The 15673-nt window shown below is 72.6% G+C and carries 13 protein-coding genes; 7 read left to right on the top strand and 6 right to left on the bottom strand.

Annotation, left to right across the window (positions count from 1 at the left end):
- Positions 1 to 21: 21 nt before the first annotated feature.
- On the bottom strand, positions 22 to 789 hold the full coding sequence (locus tag KZC57_RS14275) for an IclR family transcriptional regulator (protein WP_247642028.1): 768 nt from the start codon (positions 787 to 789) through the stop codon (positions 22 to 24).
- 148 nt (positions 790 to 937) lie between these two features.
- Here KZC57_RS14275 and dhaK point away from each other — a divergent pair, with 148 nt between their 5' ends.
- The 7 genes from dhaK (at position 938) to KZC57_RS14310 (ending at position 9144) form a co-directional block, all read left to right on the top strand.
- Positions 938 to 1930 carry a dihydroxyacetone kinase subunit DhaK gene (dhaK, locus tag KZC57_RS14280; RefSeq protein ID WP_060923637.1) on the top strand — a complete coding sequence of 331 codons (993 nt, stop codon included), beginning with the start codon at positions 938 to 940 and terminating at the stop codon, positions 1928 to 1930.
- Positions 1930 to 2571 carry a dihydroxyacetone kinase subunit DhaL gene (dhaL, locus tag KZC57_RS14285; protein WP_083371088.1) on the top strand — a complete coding sequence of 214 codons (642 nt, stop codon included), beginning with the start codon at positions 1930 to 1932 and terminating at the stop codon, positions 2569 to 2571. Before dhaK ends, dhaL begins: the two co-directional genes overlap by 1 nt.
- Positions 2568 to 5111 carry a phosphoenolpyruvate--protein phosphotransferase gene (gene ptsP, locus KZC57_RS14290; protein ID WP_247642029.1) on the top strand — a complete coding sequence of 848 codons (2544 nt, stop codon included), beginning with the start codon at positions 2568 to 2570 and terminating at the stop codon, positions 5109 to 5111. The genes dhaL and ptsP overlap by 4 nt, the downstream gene beginning before the upstream one ends.
- A 171-nt stretch (positions 5112 to 5282) precedes the next feature.
- Positions 5283 to 6590: a sensor domain-containing protein gene (locus KZC57_RS14295; protein ID WP_247642030.1), complete on the top strand. Its 1308-nt coding sequence runs from the start codon at positions 5283 to 5285 to the stop codon at positions 6588 to 6590.
- Between the two features lie 106 nt (positions 6591 to 6696).
- Positions 6697 to 7122 (top strand): hydroxyphenylacetyl-CoA thioesterase PaaI, encoded by a 426-nt coding sequence (paaI, locus tag KZC57_RS14300; RefSeq protein WP_060923117.1) that lies wholly within the window; start codon positions 6697 to 6699, stop codon positions 7120 to 7122.
- A gap of 33 nt (positions 7123 to 7155) precedes the next feature.
- A complete protein-coding gene (paaK, locus tag KZC57_RS14305) occupies positions 7156 to 8472 on the top strand; it encodes a phenylacetate--CoA ligase PaaK (RefSeq protein ID WP_060923120.1) in 1317 nt (438 codons plus the stop codon).
- Positions 8473 to 8535: 63 nt separating this feature from the next.
- Positions 8536 to 9144 (top strand): TetR/AcrR family transcriptional regulator, encoded by a 609-nt coding sequence (locus KZC57_RS14310; RefSeq protein ID WP_247642031.1) that lies wholly within the window; start codon positions 8536 to 8538, stop codon positions 9142 to 9144.
- Positions 9145 to 9229: 85 nt separating this feature from the next.
- On the opposite strand, the gene paaZ is transcribed toward KZC57_RS14310, so the two are convergent.
- The 5 genes from paaZ to KZC57_RS14335 all read right to left on the bottom strand — a co-directional run bounded on the left by paaZ (position 9230) and on the right by KZC57_RS14335 (position 15570).
- Positions 9230 to 11311 (bottom strand): phenylacetic acid degradation bifunctional protein PaaZ, encoded by a 2082-nt coding sequence (gene paaZ, locus KZC57_RS14315; protein WP_247642032.1) that lies wholly within the window; start codon positions 11309 to 11311, stop codon positions 9230 to 9232.
- A gap of 14 nt (positions 11312 to 11325) precedes the next feature.
- Positions 11326 to 12201, bottom strand: a complete 876-nt coding sequence (locus tag KZC57_RS14320; protein ID WP_247642033.1) for a 3-hydroxyacyl-CoA dehydrogenase family protein — start codon at positions 12199 to 12201, stop codon at positions 11326 to 11328.
- The gene (locus KZC57_RS14325) at positions 12198 to 12944 is read right to left on the bottom strand and encodes an enoyl-CoA hydratase/isomerase family protein (protein ID WP_247642034.1); all 747 of its coding nucleotides are present in this window, start codon (positions 12942 to 12944) and stop codon (positions 12198 to 12200) included. Before KZC57_RS14325 ends, KZC57_RS14320 begins: the two co-directional genes overlap by 4 nt.
- Positions 12941 to 14131, bottom strand: coding sequence for an acetyl-CoA C-acyltransferase (locus KZC57_RS14330; RefSeq protein ID WP_105949416.1), 1191 nt, complete (start codon positions 14129 to 14131; stop codon positions 12941 to 12943). Before KZC57_RS14330 ends, KZC57_RS14325 begins: the two co-directional genes overlap by 4 nt.
- A 119-nt stretch (positions 14132 to 14250) precedes the next feature.
- A complete protein-coding gene (locus tag KZC57_RS14335) occupies positions 14251 to 15570 on the bottom strand; it encodes an MFS transporter (protein ID WP_247642035.1) in 1320 nt (439 codons plus the stop codon).
- Positions 15571 to 15673 lie beyond the last annotated feature (103 nt).

A 15673-nucleotide genomic window follows, 5' to 3' on the forward strand; every position in this document is an offset into this window, starting at 1 on the left:
TCGAGGAGGACGCGCCCGCCGTCAGTCCTCGGCGGGGGCCACGGGCGGTGGCCAGGACGTCGCGCCGAGTTCGCGGGAGATGTTCCGTGCCGTCTCGCGGAGCGCGTGCACGACGGTGTCGGATGCCGGTGCCTCCGCGGTCGGGAGCACGACGGCCACCGCGGCGACGATCGTGTTCGAGGCGTCGGCGATCGGCGCCGCGAGGGACGACTCGCCGAGGACGGCCTCATCGCTCTCCGCCGCCGTCCCGCGCTCCGCGATCCCCGGCAGCTCGAGGGTCAGTCGCGCCACGTCGGTGACCGTGTCGCCGGTGAGGCTGCGCAGGGGCTCGGCGAACACGCTCTGCTGGAAGCCCTGGTCGTACGCGAGCAGCACCTTCCCCATCGCGGAGGCGTGCGCGGGGACCGCCATCCCCGTCTCCAGCATCTGCGGGCTGTCGTCGGGGCGGAGGTTGTGATGGATGACGAGGACGTCCGTGAGGTGCGGGGCGCCGAGACGCACGGACAGCTCCGTCCGCCGCGCCAGGTCCTGCGTCCAGCGCATCGCCCGCGCCCGCACGTCCAGGGTGTCGAGGTACACGTTGCTCAGTCGCAGCAGGGTGGGGCCGAGCATGTACCGCTGTCCGCCGCGCTCCTTCGCGACAAGGCCGTGCGCGCGCAGCGACTTCACGAGGCCGTGCACGGTCGACGGCGGCAGGCCCAGGGCCGCGGAGAGGTCCGTGATGCCGAGGTGGCGGGCGCCCTGGAGCAGGTCGAGGATCTTCGCCGCGCGGTCGATCGCCTGGATCATGCGCGTCCTCCTTCCGGTCGTCGTCGAGCCGGGTTTCCGGTCGCCGGATCGATCTTGACAACCCGGCAGGCTCCGAGCATATTCGACATTGACGAATCCTTTTCGGATTTTCGCTCGAGACTCACGCCGCATCAAAGGAGATCGCAGGATGAAGAAGCTCATCAACGCCCCGGAGGACGTCCTCGTCGAGTCCCTGAAGGGCGTCGCCGCCGCGCACCCCGAACTCTCGGTCGACCTGGAGAACCACGTCATCACCCGGGCGACACCGAAGGCGCAGGGCAAGGTGGCCGTCGTCTCCGGCGGCGGATCCGGCCATGAGCCCCTGCACGGCGGCTACGTCGGCACCGGCATGCTCGACGCGGCCGTCGCCGGCGAGGTCTTCACCTCGCCCACCCCCGACCGCGTTCAGGTCGCCACCCAGGCGGTCGACCGCGGCGCCGGCGTGCTGCACATCGTCAAGAACTACACGGGCGACGTGCTGAACTTCGAGATGGCCGCCGAACTCGCCGCCATGGAAGGGATCGAGGTGGGCACGGTCGTCGTGGACGACGACGTGGCCGTGCAGGACTCGCTCTACACCGCGGGGCGCCGAGGCGTCGGCCTCACGGTCCTGCTGGAGAAGCTCGTGGGGGCAGCCGCGGAGGAGGGCCGCGACCTCGCGGCCGTGGTCGACCTCGCGAAGCGCATCAACGGTCAGGGGCGCTCCATGGGCATGGCCCTCACCAGCTGCACGGTCCCCGCCGCGGGCAAGCCCACGTTCGACCTCCCCGACGACCAGATGGAGATCGGCATCGGCATCCACGGAGAGCCGGGCCGACACCGTGAGCCGCTCGCCCCCGCGTCGGAGATCGCCCGGCAGCTCGTCGAGCCGATCCTCGGCGACCTCGATGCGGCAGGACCCGCGATCGTGATGCTCAACGGCATGGGCGCCACGCCCCTGATCGAGCTCTACCTCATGTACGGCGAGGTCGCCGCGATGCTGGAGAAGTCCGGCGTGCAGATCGCGCGGAACCTGGTGGGCAACTACATCACCTCCCTCGACATGGCCGGGTGCTCCGTCACGGTGCTGAAGGCCGACGACGAGCTGCTGCGCCTGTGGGACGCCCCGGTGAACACCCCCGGCCTGCGGTGGGGCGCGTGATGGCGGCCGTCGGCACCGACGTCCTCGTCGACTGGATCTCCCGGTACCGCGAGGCCGTCACCGCGCAGCGCGACTGGCTCACGGAACTGGACTCCGCGATCGGGGACGCCGACCACGGCGCGAACATGGCGCGGGGCTTCACGGCGGTCGGGGAGAAGCTCGCGGCGACGACGCCCGCGACGATCGACGAGTTGCTCAAGACCGTCGGCATGACGCTGGTGAGCTCGGTGGGCGGCGCGAGCGGCCCCCTCTACGGCACGTTCTTCCTGCGCATGGGGATGTCGGCCGGTGCGGTGACGACACTGGACGGACCGGCGCTCGCCGCCGCGCTCCGGGCGGGGCTCGAGGGCATCGTCGCGCGGGGCAAGCCCGAGGCCGGCGACAAGACGATGTTCGACGCGATGGCCCCCGCGGTCGACGCTTTCGATGCCGCCCTCGCCGGCGGAGCGGACGCGGCGGCGGCGGCCAGGGCGGCTGCGGACGCCGCGGCCGCCGGTCGTGACGCCACGGTGCCCCTCGTCGCCCGGAAGGGCAGAGCGAGCTACCTCGGTGAGCGCAGCGCCGGTCACCTCGACCCCGGTGCCGCCTCGACCGCGCTCCTGTTCGAGGCGCTCGCGGCGGCCCTCGCGGACGCCGGATGATCGGGATCGTCGCCGTCTCCCACAGTGCCCGGCTCGGGGAGGCGGCACTCGAACTCGCCCTGCAGATGGTGCCGGGCGGCGGCGTGCAGGTCCGCGTGGCGGCCGGCGCTGGCGTGGACGCGAACGGCGCGCCGATCCTGGGGACGGACGCCGTCGCGGTCTCGGCGGCGATCGACGAGCTCGCCGGCGAGGTCGACGGCGTGCTCGTGCTCATGGACCTCGGTTCGGCCGTGCTGAGCGCCGAGCTCGCGCTGGAACTGCGCAGCAGCGACGTGCCGGTGCGGCTCGCGCCCGCGCCGTTCGTCGAGGGGCTCCTCGCCGCGGTCGTGGCCGCGGCGGCCGGGGGCGACCTCGATGCGGTCGCCGCTGAAGCCGCGTCGGCCCTCGCCGCGAAGACAGGTCAGCTCGGCCCGACGGACGATGCGACGGCAGAAGACACCGAGACGTCGCCCGCGGAGCCCGCTCCTGACGGGTCGGAGCCGGCCGGGGAGACGGTGTCCCGTCGTGTGCGGGTGCGCAACCCTCTCGGCATCCACGCCCGGCCCGCCGCCCTGATCGCGGAATCGGCGGCGGGCGCGGACGTGCGCCTGCGGCGGCTGCCGGACGGCCCGGAAGCCGCGGCCGGGAGCCTGACCCGGCTGCTCGCACTCGGAGCACGTCAGGGGACCGAGATCGAGCTCACGGGTCGGGGAGCCGACGCGGAGGCGGCGATCGACCGCCTGGTGTCGCTCTTCCAGGGCGGGTTCGGCGAGGGCGTCGAGACGGACGAGGGCGCCGCCGGCAGCCCCGGAACCGCGCCCGCGCGCGCCACCGCCGGCGACGACCAGGCGGGAGCCCGGGCCGACCACGAGTCGGCGCCGACGCCGGAGATCGTCTCCGGATCCGTGCTGCAGGGCCGCGGCGTCAGCCCGGGACGTGTGGCCGCGAGGGCGGTGTCCCTCGCGCCGGCACTCCCGGAACCGGATGCCGAGACCGTCGTCCCGCCGGAGGGTCGGGAGGCGGAGGTCTCCACGATCGAGTGGGCGGCGGTCGCCGTCGCCGATCAGCTGCGCTCGCGCGCCGAACGGGCCCGCGGAGAGGCGCGGGCGATCCTGGACGCGTCCCGGCTCCTCGCCTCGGACCCGGAGCTCGTCGCCGAAGCCACCGCCCTCGTGCGCGCACAGGGGCGGACGGCGGCGCGGGCGGTCTGGGAGACGTCCGCGGCGCATGAGGCGGCGCTCGCGGCGCTCGGCGGAAGGATGGCGGAACGCGCCGCCGACATCCGTGACGTCCGCGATCGCATGATCGCCGAGATCCTCCGGGTGGACATGCCAGGCGTCCCCGAACGAGACGAGCCGTTCGTGCTCGTCGCGACCGACCTCGCTCCCGCCGACACGGCAGCGCTGGACGGCGGGAGCTGCGTCGCTCTCGTGACCGCGGACGGCGGACCCACGTCGCACACGGCGATCATCGCGCGGGCGCTGGGGCTCCCGGCCGTGGTCGGAGTGCCAGGGGCGACCGGCATCCCGGAGGGGGCCATGCTCCTCGTCGACGGGGATCGCGGCACGATCCACGTCGACCCGGACGAGGCGGAGATCGCTGAGGCGCGGGCCGCGGCGGTCGTGGTGACCTTCGACGGACGGGGCCGTCTCGCGGACGGGACCCGCGTACCGCTCCTGGCCAACGTCGGAGGGGCCGTGGACGCCGGGAGCGCGGCCGCTGCGCACGCCGAGGGGGTCGGACTCTTCCGCACCGAGTTCTGCTTCCTCGACCGGACGGAGGCGCCGAGCATCGAGGAGCAGGTCGAGGCGTACCGCGGGGTGCTGCGGGCGTTCCCCGGGCGGAAGGTCGTCGTGCGCACGCTGGATGCGGGGAGCGACAAGCCCTTGCCGTTCGCGAACGACGACGACGAGGACAACCCGGCGCTCGGCGTCCGGGGTCTGCGCCTCTCCCGTCGCCGGCCCGCCCTGCTCGACGACCAGCTGCACGCGCTGGCCAGGGCCGCCGATACGGAGTCCGCCGAGGTGGAGGTCATGGCCCCGATGGTCGCCACGGTCGACGAGGCGGCGGACTTCGCCGCACGGTGCCGTGCCGCGGGCCTGGACAGAGCGGGGATCATGATCGAGACCCCGGCGGCGGCGCTGCTGGCCGCCGAGCTGTTCGAGGTCGTGGACTTCGTGAGTCTCGGGACCAACGACCTCGCGCAGTACACCCTGGCTGCGGACCGGCTGTCCAGTGCGCTCGCCGATCTCAACGATCCCTGGCAGCCGGCGGTGCTGCGGCTGATCGGGACGGTCGGGGCAGCGGGACGGGCGGCGGGCAAGCCGGTCGGGATCTGCGGGGAGGCGGCCGGTGACCCGGCACTCGCCCCCGTGCTCGTGGGGCTCGGCGCGACCTCGCTGTCGATGACGCCTCGCGCACTCGGGCGGGTGGCGGCCGCGCTCGACGCGGCGGGCCCGGACGAGTGCCGTCGGGCGGCTGACGGTGCGAGCCGCGCAGCGACCGCTGCAGAGGCACGGCAGGCAGCAGCTCTCGTGCTCGGCGGAGGCGGCGCCGGCTGAGCCGCACGGCTCTTCCGGCTGCGATCGGCATGGCTTGTATGCCTTCCGTGGCATGACTATTGTCTCGTTCGCATATCGACCGTGGGCGGGCGGGCTTTGGGCGTCTCCCGACCGCTACTCTTCCGTCAGGGGGCGCCGTGTTCACGGCGCACATGATCATGCGGAGGGTTCATGTCGGCGACGGTGCACGGCGGATGGAAGCTGCGAGGAGCGGCGCTCCTCGCGGCGGTGGTGGCGGGAGTGCTGGTGGTGCTCCCGGGGTGCGCGGCGACGCCCGAGGCGACACCCACGGCGACCGCATCACGGGCGCCGGAGACCCCGACGCCCACTCCCGATCCCTATTCCGGGCCCCTCCTCTTCGTCGGGGACGAGCTCGACGCGTTCGCCCTCACGCCCGCCGAGGTCGCCGGTCTTCTTCCCTCCGCGCCTCCGGCGACGGAGGTCGAGGACACGCTGCTGCAGTATTCCGACGGCGGCGGCCCGGAGTTCACGCCGGCGGTCTGCGTGCTGCTGATCATGGAAGCCTCCATGGGCAGCATCGGCGCGCGAACCGTGCCGTGGGTGAACGCGGACGACACGGGCATGAGCGGGAAGCAGGAGATCCTGCAGTTCCCGTCGGAAGACATCGCCGCGTCGCGCATGGACGACCTGGTCGACACCGTCGAGCAGTGCGCGCAGTTCGATGCGCAGGGGGCGGGGACCTTCGCGGCCGTCGCGGCGCCGGAGACGGACGGCGTCCGGGCCTTCGCCGGAACCCTGGAGATGGGCTCGGGGCAGAGCGCCTGGCGGGCCCACCACGGCTTCGCCGCGGTGGGGAACGTCATCGTGCACCTGTGGCAGCCGGCCAGGGACGGTTCGGAGTTCGACGCCGAGCGTGCGGCGCTGCTCCTGCGTGACCGCGCGGGGGAGGCGAAGACCGCCTTCGTGGAGAAGCTGACCGCCACGCCGCCCGCGACGCCGACGCCGGAGACGGCCGACCCCGCAGCCCCGTGGAGCGAATGGGAGATGACCGCGACGGGTGTCGGACCGCTCCAGCTGGGTATGTCTCGCGAGGAGGCGCTGGCGGCGGTCCCGGGGACGACCGCGCAGGCCGCCGGCGGAACGGACACGCTGGTGCGCCTCACGAGCGGGGACGACGCGAGCACGCTTCTGCTGCAGTTCACGGACGATGGCACGACGCTCGCGGGGATCACCGCCGGCATCGCGAACGTGCAGGGCGACGTCGAGCCGGACGGTGCCGACCTGCCCGCGACGGGCGGAGTCCGCATCGGCGCGCCGGTGACGGAGGCGACTGCCGCATTCCCGGAGGGCACCTTCATCCGCATCGTCTCGTCGGGGGAGTACTTCTACCAGTCAGCGACGCGGGACGGGGGCATCATCCGCTTCCGCGCCGATCGGGATGCGGCGGACCCCGCGGCCGTCATCACCGGGGTGACCGTGGAGGACGCGACCCTCTGGCCGCCGCTCACGATCAGGTGAACCGTCGACCGTCGTCCCGACCTCCTTGCGTTACTGACCGATCGTTCAGTTAGTATGGGCGGACGGGACGCGGTGGTCCCGTCCCAGCACGACGAGGAGGTCGGCGATGACGGAGGCGACGGATACGGCGGAGGCCGTGCGGCCGAACCGGGCGATGATGGAACGCGACCGGGCCTCGGCGATGCTCGGGCTCGTGGTCGAACGCGACGACCCGGGACACGCGGTCGTGTCCATGCGCGTCCGTGAGGACATGACCAACGGCTTCCAGATCACCCACGGTGGCCTCGTGTTCGCGCTCGCCGACACCGCTTTCGCGATCGCCTGCAACGAGGACGATCGGGTGACCGTCGCCGCTGGTGCGGACATCTCGTTCCTCAAGCCCACCGTCGCGGGGCAGACGCTCACCGCGACGGCCGTCCGCCGCACCCGCACCGGTCGCTCCGGCCTCTACGACGTGACGGTCGTGGACGAGCAGGGCGACGCCGTCGCCGAGTTCCGCGGCCGCTCCCGCACCACCTCCCGCACCTTCTGATCCCACCCGTTCCGAGGAGTCCCCGTGTCGACGATGACCGCCCCCGCCTCCGCCCTCCGCCCGCCGACGACTGAGGAGCTCGATCCCGAGGAGCGGCTGAGCCGTGCCGAGATCGAGCAGCTCCAGCTCGAGCGCCTGCAGTGGACCGTGCAGCACGCCTACCGCAACGTGCCGCTCTACACGCGGAAGTTCGACGACGCGGGCGTGCATCCCGACGACATCCGCACGCTCGACGACGTGCACCGGCTGCCCTTCACCACCAAGGACGACCTGCGCGAGACGTACCCGTTCGGGATGTTCGCGGTGCCGATGGCCGACGTCGCCCGCATCCACGCGTCCAGCGGCACCACGGGCCGCCCGACCGTCGTCGGCTACACGCGCGGCGACCTCGACCGCTGGGGGACGCTGGTGGCCCGGTCGCTCCGCGCCAGCGGCATCCGGCGCGGCATGAAGGTGCACAACGCCTACGGGTACGGCCTGTTCACCGGCGGGCTCGGGGCGCATGCCGGCATCGAGGCCCTGGGTGCCACCGTGATCCCGATGTCGGGCGGACAGACCGCCCGCCAAGTGCAGCTCATCCGCGACTTCGAGCCGGACGCGATCCTGTGCACCCCGAGCTACCTGCTCACGATCGCCGACGCGATGGCGGCGCAGGGCATCGACCCGCGGTCCACCTCGCTCCAGGTGGCGGTGCTCGGCGCGGAGCCCTGGACCAATGAGATGCGGCACGAGCTGGAGCAGCGGCTCGGCATCGACGCCCTCGACATCTTCGGGCTCAGCGAGGTCATGGGGCCGGGCGTCGGCAACGAGTGCCTCGAGACCAAGGACGGCCCGCACCTGTGGGAGGACCACTTCCTGCCGGAGGTGATCGACGGCGACAGCCTGCAGGCTCTGCCGGACGGCGAACGGGGCGAGCTCGTCTTCACCTCGCTCACCAAGGAGGCGTTCCCCGTCATCCGCTACCGCACGCGCGACATCACCCGCCTTCTCCCCGGCACGGCGCGTCCGGGTATGCGGCGGATGGAGAAGGTCACCGGGCGCAACGACGACATGATCATCCTGCGCGGCGTCAACCTCTTCCCGACGCAGATCGAGGAGCTGGTGCTCGGGATCGAGCAGCTCACGCCGCACTTCATCCTGGAGCTGACGAAGGAGGGCCGGATGGACGCCCTCACGGTGCGCATCGAGCGCCACCCCGACCTGTCCGTGGAGACGTGCGAGGCGGCGGCGCAGGTGCTGGTGCAGCGCATCAAGGTGTTCATCGGCTCGTCGGTCGCCGTCCGGCTGGAGGAGCCCGGGGCGCTGCCGCGCAGCGAGGGCAAGTACAAGCGCGTCTACGACCTGCGCTGACACGCGGGGGTCTCGCACCCGTCTTCCGCGGTGCGCGGCGCGGGCGGTGCGAGACTGAGGGGGATGTCCGAGATGCAGACCACGCGGCGCGGCCGCCCCGGGTACGACCAGCAGGGGATCCTCGCCGTCGCGGTGGCCGCCTTCAACGAGCACGGCTACGACGCGACCTCGATCGGGATGCTCGCCGAGCGCCTCGGGCTGTCGAAGTCGGCGATCTACCATCACTTCGGGTCGAAGGACGAGATGCTCGACCGGGCCCTCGACAGTGCTCTCGGCGGGCTCGAAGCCGTGGTCGACGCGCCCCTTCCGGAGGGCGAGGGAGCCGTCGATGCGGTCGCCCGCCTGGAGCACGTGCTCCGCGGCGCCGTCCACGTGCTCGTGGACCAGCTCCCCGCCGTGACGCTGCTGCTGCGCGTGCGCGGGAACACGGACGTCGAGCGCCGCGCCCTCACCCGGCGGCGGGCGTTCGACCGCCGCATCACGGCCCTCGTCGCGGAGGCGCAAGCCGAGGGGGCCCTGCGCTCCGACATCGACGCGGCCGTCGTCGCCCGCCTGACGTTCGGCATGATCAACTCCATCGTCGAGTGGTACCGCCCCGGCGGTCGCGAGGGCGCCGACCGTCTCGCCGACGACGTCGTCGCGATCGCCCTCGACGGCCTCCGCCGCCCCTGACTCGCGAAACCCCGTCTTCGCGCCGAGGCCCCGCCCTCTCCGCGTGGGAAGGGCGGGGCCTCGACGAGAACCCGGGGTCTCGGGGTCAGGCGGGGGTGAGCTCCTTCGCGACGAGGGTCAGGACGTCGTAGGTCGCGACGAGCTCGTCGTCCTGGTTCTTCAGGACCGCGTCCCAGCGCACCTCGCCGTACTCGTCGGTCTCCCGCGGCGTGATCTGCTTGGCGGTGAGCTCGACGCGGATCTCGTCGCCAGGGGAGACCGGCGTCACGAAGCGCAGGTTCTCCAGCCCGGAGTTCGCGAGCACGGGTCCGGGAGCCGGGTCGACGAAGAGCCCCGCCGCCCACGACACCAGCAGGTAGCCGTGGGCCACGCGTCCGGGGAAGAAGGGGTTCGCCGCCGCCGACGCCTCGTCCATGTGCGCGTAGAACGTGTCGCCCGTGAACGCCGCGAACGTCTCGATGTCGTCGAGGGTGACGGTGCGCGAGGGGCTGACGACCTGATCCCCGATGCGCAGCTCCGCCAGCGACTTGCGGAAGGGGTGCACGCCGTCGCCGGTGTCGAACGGACGGGCCGAGGCCCCCTGGTGCCAGACCCCGGTGAGCGCGGTCATCATCTCCGGGGAGCCCTGCACCGCGGTGCGCTGCATGTGGTGCAGCACCGCCCGGATGCCGCCGAGCTCCTCTCCGCCGCCGGCGCGACCGGGACCGCCGTGCACGAGGTTCGGGAGCGGGGAGCCGTGGCCCGTCGAGCTGCGGGCGTCGTCGCGGTCGAGGAAGAGCACGCGACCGTTGTACGCGGCGATCCCCGCGGCCAGCGTCGTCGCGACCTCCGGGTCGTGCGTCGCGACACTCGTCACAAGCGAGCCGCCGCCGCGGGCCACGAGCGCCGCCGCCTCGTCCAGCGTGCGGTAGCCGAGGATGCTGGAGACGGGGCCGAACGCCTCGATCTCGTTCACGGCGGGGCTGGTCGCATCGGCGAAGCGCAGGAGCATCGGCGCCACGAACGCGCCGTCCTCCGCGGGGCCCTCGCTGCCGTCCGCACGGCGGACCGTCGGCGTCTCGGGGGAGCCGATCACGAGCTCGCCGCCGCCCTCGCGGAGCCGCGTCACCTGCCGGAGCACCTCGTCGCGCTGGGCCGTCGAGGCGAGCGGTCCCATCGTCACGCCCTCGGCGCGCGGGTCGCCCACGACGATCCGCGCGGCGAGCCGGTCGCGCACCGCGGCGATCACGTCGTCCACCGCGTCCTCGGGCACGATCGCCCGCCGGATCGCGGTGCACTTCTGTCCGGCCTTCGACGTCATCTCCGCGACGAGCTGCTTCACGTAGGCGTCGAACTCCGGAGTGCCGGAGGTCGCATCCGTGCCGAGCACCGAGGCGTTGATCGAGTCGGTCTCGCTGGTGAAGCGGACTCCGCCGGTCTGCACCGCGTCGTGCGCCCGCAGCCGCTCCGCCGTCGACGCGGAACCGGTGAACGCGACGAGGTCGCCCAGCCGGAGGTGCTCGAAGAGGTCCGGGACGCTGCCGGAGACGAGCTGCAACGATCCCTCGGGCAGCAGTCCGGACTCGACCATCACCCGCACCATGGCCTCGGTGAGGTAGCCGGTGGGAGTGGCGGGCTTCACGACCGTGGGGACACCGGCGAGGAAGGCCGGCGCGAACTTCTCCAGCGAGCCCCACACGGGGAAGTTGAAAGCGTTGATCTGCACCGCCACCCCGGGCAGCCGGGTGTAGATGTGCCGACCGAGGAAGGAGCCGTCCCGCGACAGGTTCTCCACGGCGCCGTCGACGTAGACCTTCGCGTTCGGCAGCTCGCGGCGGCCCTTGCTGGAGTACGCGAAGAGCACGCCGATGCCGCCGTCGATGTCGACCCAGGAGTCCTGCGCGGTGGCGCCGGTGCGGCTGGAGAGCGCGTACAGTTCCTCCTTGCGGGCGGTCAGCGCGAGCGCGAGCTGCTTGAGCAGGACGGCGCGCTGGTGGAACGTGAGCTCGCCGAGCGCCGCCTGACCGGTGGTGCGGGCGAAGTCGAGCGCCGCACCGAGGTCGAGACCGGCGGTGGAGACGCGGGCCACCGTCTCCCCGGTCGAGGCGTCGCGCACCGCGGTGGCGTCCGCGTCGGAGGCGGGCGTCCACCAGGAGCCCTGCACGTAGCTGGGGAGGATCTCGGTCATGGGGGTTCCCTTCATCAGTCGTCCCATTCGTAGAAGCCGCGACCGCTCTTGCGGCCGAGGTGCCCCTCGGCGACGAGGCGGCGCAGCACGGCCGGGGGTTCGAAGCGCGGGCCGAGCTGTGCCGCGAGGTACTCGGCGATGCCGAGCCGGACGTCCAGCCCGACGATGTCGGTGAGCCGGAGCGGTCCCACCGGGTGCTTGTAGCCCAGGGTCATGGCCGCGTCGATGTCGGCCGCGGAGGCGACGCCGTCCTCGAGCATCCGGATCGCCTCGAGGCCGAGGGCGACGCCGAGGCGAGAGGACGCGAAACCCGGGGCGTCGGCGACGACGATGGGCGTCTTGCCCAGCGCGCGGACCCAGGAGGCCGCGTCCGCGACGAGAGTCTCCGCGGTCGCGCCGCCACGGACCACCTCCACGAGGGTCGAGGCGGGCACCGGGTTGAAGAAGTGCATCCCGAGGAAGCGCGCCGGGCGGTCGAGCACCGCGGCGAGCTCGTCGATCGAGATGGACGAGGTGTTGGACGCCAGCGCCGCATCGTCCGCGAGGTGCTGCTCGACACGGGTGAGGGCGTCGATCTTCAGCGACAGCTCCTCCGGGACGGCCTCGATGACGAGGGTGCAGTCCGCGAACAGGGCGGCGTCGGTCCCGGTCGCGAACCGCGCCCGGTAGGCCTCGGCCGTCTCGATCGCCGTGCCGCGGGCGAGCGAGGCCTCGATCGACCCGTACACGCGGGCCGCGGCGGCCGCGGCCGCGGCGTCGTCCCGCTCGACGACGGTCACGGGCGATCCGGCGAGGAGGAAGGCGTGGGCGATGCCGGCGCCCATGCGTCCGCCGCCGAGCACGCCGACACGGGCCGGGGCTGCGGCTTCGGGGGAGGAGGGCGTGCTCATCGGTCTCTCCGTTCCAGGAAGGCGGTCATGCGACGGTGCTTCTCCGGGCTCTCGAACAGCGCGGCCTGCTCCTCGAGGTCGACCGCGGGGTGCTGGTCGCGCGGCGCCCGGAACACCCGCTTGGTCGCGATGGTCGCCGCGGCGTCGTTGCGGGCGATGCGGTCGGCGACCGCGTGGGCGGCGCCGAGGAGATCGGCGGGTTCGTGCAGCGAGGAGACGAGCCCGATGCGGAGGGCCTCCTCGGCGTGCACGGTGCGCCCCGTGAGCAGCAGTTCGATGGCACGGGCGTCGCCCACGATCTCCTTGAGCCGCCAGCTCGCTCCGGCGGCGGCGAGGATGCCCAGGCCGGTCTCCGGGTTGCCGATCTTCAGGGTCGGCGTCGCGAGGCGGATGTCGGCGGCATACGCGAGTTCCGCGCCACCGCCGAGCGCGTAGCCGTCGATCGCGGCGATCACGGGCATCGGCAGCTCCGCGACGCGGACGAACGCGTGGGCGTTGATGCCGCGACGGGCGTCGTCGGCGAGACGGTCCCGAAGCTCGGCGATGTCGGCGCCCGCCGCGAACACCCCGTCGGCGCCGGTGAGGATGAGCGTGCGCGGCGTCTCCTCCAGCTCGGCGCACAGCGCGTGCAGGGCGTCGATCGTGGCCTGGTCGATCGCGTTGCGCTTGTGCGGACGGTTCAGGGTCGCGACGACGCGGTCCGCGGTGCGGGTGACGAGCAGCGGCTCGTCCGCGCCCCTCACACCTTCTCCAGGATCACGGCCGCGCCCTGGCCGACGCCGACGCACATCGTGGCGAGGCCGTAACGGGAGTCCTCGCGCTCCATGCGTCCCATCAGCGTCACGAGCAGGCGCGAGCCGGACGAGCCGAGCGGGTGGCCGAGAGCGATGGCGCCGCCGTCGGCGTTCACGCGGTCCTCGTCGAGGCCGAGCCGCCGGATGCAGGCGAGCGACTGCGAGGCGAACGCCTCGTTGAGCTCCACGGCGCCGATGGCGTCGAGGGAGAGCCCCGAGCGGCGCAGCGCCTTCTCCGTCGCGGGGACCGGTCCGAGTCCCATGATCTCCGGCGCCAGGGCGGCGGAGGTGCCGACGACGATCCGCGCGCGGGGCGTCAGGCCGTGGCGCTCGACGGCTTCGGCGCTCGCCACGAGCACGGCCGAGGCGCCGTCGTTGAGGGCGCTGGAGTTGCCGGCCGTGACGACCTCTCCGCCGGCCACGACGGGACGGAGGCGCGCGAGCACCTCGAGGGTGGTATCCGGGCGCGGGCCCTCGTCGACGAGCACCTCGCCGTCGCGGACCGGGACGCCGACGATCTCCGGGGCGAAGCGGCCGGCGGCGATCGCGGCGGCGGCGCGCTGCTGCGAGCGGACGGCGAAGGCGTCGGCCTCGGCGCGCGTGACGCCGTCGACGCGGGCCACCTCCTCCGCCGTCTCCGGCATCGTGAAGGTGGCCTTGTCCCGCGCGATGAGGTGCGGGTTCGGGAAGCGCCAGCCGATCGAGGTGTCGAACGCGGCTCCGGGCTTCGCCCACGCCTTCTCCGGCTTGGCCTGCACCCAGGGGGCGCGGGTCATCGACTCGACGCCCCCGGCGACGAGGAGATCGGCGTCGCCCGCGCGGATCGCCTGCGCGGCCATGGTGACGGCGGACATCCCGGAGGCGCACAGGCGGTTGACCGTGATGCCCGGCACGGTGTCGGGGAGACCGGCGAGGAGCACCGCCATCCGGGCGACGTTCCGGTTGTCCTCTCCGGCCTGGTTGGCGGCGCCGAGGATGACCTCGTCCAGCTCCGTACGCGCCGGGTCGAGCCCGGCGCGGCGCACGGCCTCGCCGACGACGAGCGCCGCGAGGTCGTCGGGACGGACGGCGGAGAGGGTGCCGCCGTAGCGGCCGACGGGGGTGCGGACGCCTCCGACGAGGTAGGCCTCTGGCATGCGGATCTCCTGACTTCGTCGTCCTGGTGTGGTCCGGGAGCGGCCGGTCGTGAATTACTGACCGATCGTAAGGTAATTATGGCACAGGCATACGGCCGGCCGCGATCCCGGACCAGGAGTCAGACGCTGAGATCCACGCCCTTCGTCTCCTTCACCAGCGAGACGCCGATGAGCGAGATGATCGACGCGACGGCGATGTACACGCCGATCGTCCACGCGGCGTGGAACTGGTTCAGCAGCGCCTCCGCGATCATCGGTGCGAACGCGCCGCCGAGGATGGCCCCGAGGGCGTAGCCGATCGAGACGCCCGAGTAGCGCACGTTCGCGGGGAACATCTCGGCGTACAGCGCCGCCTGCGGGCCGTACGAGAGTCCGAGCGCGAACGTCATGACGAACAGGGCCACGAAGTACCAGACGATGTTCGCGGTGTCGATGAGGAACCACATCGGGATCGCCCACACGGCGAGGGCGACGTACCCGATCTGGAACGTGCGGATGCGGCCGAGGCGGTCGGACAGCGCGCCGCCCCACAGCGTGAAGATCAGCCAGCCGAACGAGGCGAGCGTGGTCGCCAGCAGCACCGGCGGGCGCTCCATGCCGAGAGCCGTGACGGCGTACGTCGCGAAGAAGGCGATCAGCAGGTAGCCCGCGGCGTTGTTCGCGATGAAGATGACGGCCGTGAGCACGACCTGCTTCGTGTGCGTGCGGAAGAGCTGTCCGAGCGGGGCCGAGGCCTCCTTGCGGCGGCGACGCAGGTCTTCGAACACGGGGCTCTCGTCAACCGCGCGACGGATGACGTAGCCGACCGCGATGAGCACGATCGAGAGCAGGAACGGGATGCGCCAGCCCCACTCGAGGAAGGCCTCGGGGGACATCGAGCTCGTGAGCGCCCAGAGGGTGAAGGTGGCGAGGATCATGCCGACCGGCACGCCGATCTGCGGGAACGCGCCGAAGAGGCCGCGTCGCGCCGTCGGGGCGTGCTCGACGGCCATGAGCGCCGCGCCGCCCCATTCGCCGCCGGCCGAGAAGCCCTGCAGGATGCGCAGGAGGATCAGGAGGATCGGGGCGGCGACGCCGATGGCGGCGTACGTCGGCAGCAGGCCGATGAGGGAGGTGGACAGCCCCATCATCACGAGGGTGAAGACGAGCATCTTCTTCCGGCCGAGCTTGTCGCCGAGGTGTCCGGCGACGATCGCGCCGAGCGGGCGGAACAGGAACGAGATGCCGATGGTCGCGAAGGAGAGCACCTGAGCGAGCCCGGGACTCGACTCCGCGATGGGAGCGAGGAAGAGCGGGGCGAGCACGAGGCCCGCCGCCTGGGCGTAGATGAAGAAGTCGTACCATTCGATCGACGTCCCCACGAGGGTGCCGGCGAGGACGCGCCGCTCCTCGGCGGGCATCCTTCCGGTCGACGAGGCGGCTGCGGTGGCTGAGGTCATGCGAACTCCGTTGTTCTGCGAGGGGGAGCGCCGACGCGGGTACGTCGGCGATGACTTACCAAATGATCGGTCAGTAATCGCCGAGCGTAGCGTATCGGCGCTC

Origin of the sequence: Microbacterium sp. KSW4-4 (assembly GCF_023091185.1) — a bacterium.
In the GTDB taxonomy this organism is placed as follows: Bacteria; Actinomycetota; Actinomycetes; order Actinomycetales; family Microbacteriaceae; genus Microbacterium; species Microbacterium paraoxydans.

Coding starts and splice junctions, on each gene's coding strand:
- KZC57_RS14275 (WP_247642028.1), bottom strand. CDS start 789: ATGATCCAGGCGATCGACCGCGCGGCGAAGATCCTCGACCTGCTCCAG.
- dhaK (WP_060923637.1), top strand. CDS start 938: ATGAAGAAGCTCATCAACGCCCCGGAGGACGTCCTCGTCGAGTCCCTG.
- dhaL (WP_083371088.1), top strand. CDS start 1,930: ATGGCGGCCGTCGGCACCGACGTCCTCGTCGACTGGATCTCCCGGTAC.
- ptsP (WP_247642029.1), top strand. CDS start 2,568: ATGATCGGGATCGTCGCCGTCTCCCACAGTGCCCGGCTCGGGGAGGCG.
- KZC57_RS14295 (WP_247642030.1), top strand. CDS start 5,283: ATGTCGGCGACGGTGCACGGCGGATGGAAGCTGCGAGGAGCGGCGCTC.
- paaI (WP_060923117.1), top strand. CDS start 6,697: ATGACGGAGGCGACGGATACGGCGGAGGCCGTGCGGCCGAACCGGGCG.
- paaK (WP_060923120.1), top strand. CDS start 7,156: ATGACCGCCCCCGCCTCCGCCCTCCGCCCGCCGACGACTGAGGAGCTC.
- KZC57_RS14310 (WP_247642031.1), top strand. CDS start 8,536: ATGTCCGAGATGCAGACCACGCGGCGCGGCCGCCCCGGGTACGACCAG.
- paaZ (WP_247642032.1), bottom strand. CDS start 11,311: ATGACCGAGATCCTCCCCAGCTACGTGCAGGGCTCCTGGTGGACGCCC.
- KZC57_RS14320 (WP_247642033.1), bottom strand. CDS start 12,201: ATGAGCACGCCCTCCTCCCCCGAAGCCGCAGCCCCGGCCCGTGTCGGC.
- KZC57_RS14330 (WP_105949416.1), bottom strand. CDS start 14,131: ATGCCAGAGGCCTACCTCGTCGGAGGCGTCCGCACCCCCGTCGGCCGC.
- KZC57_RS14335 (WP_247642035.1), bottom strand. CDS start 15,570: ATGACCTCAGCCACCGCAGCCGCCTCGTCGACCGGAAGGATGCCCGCC.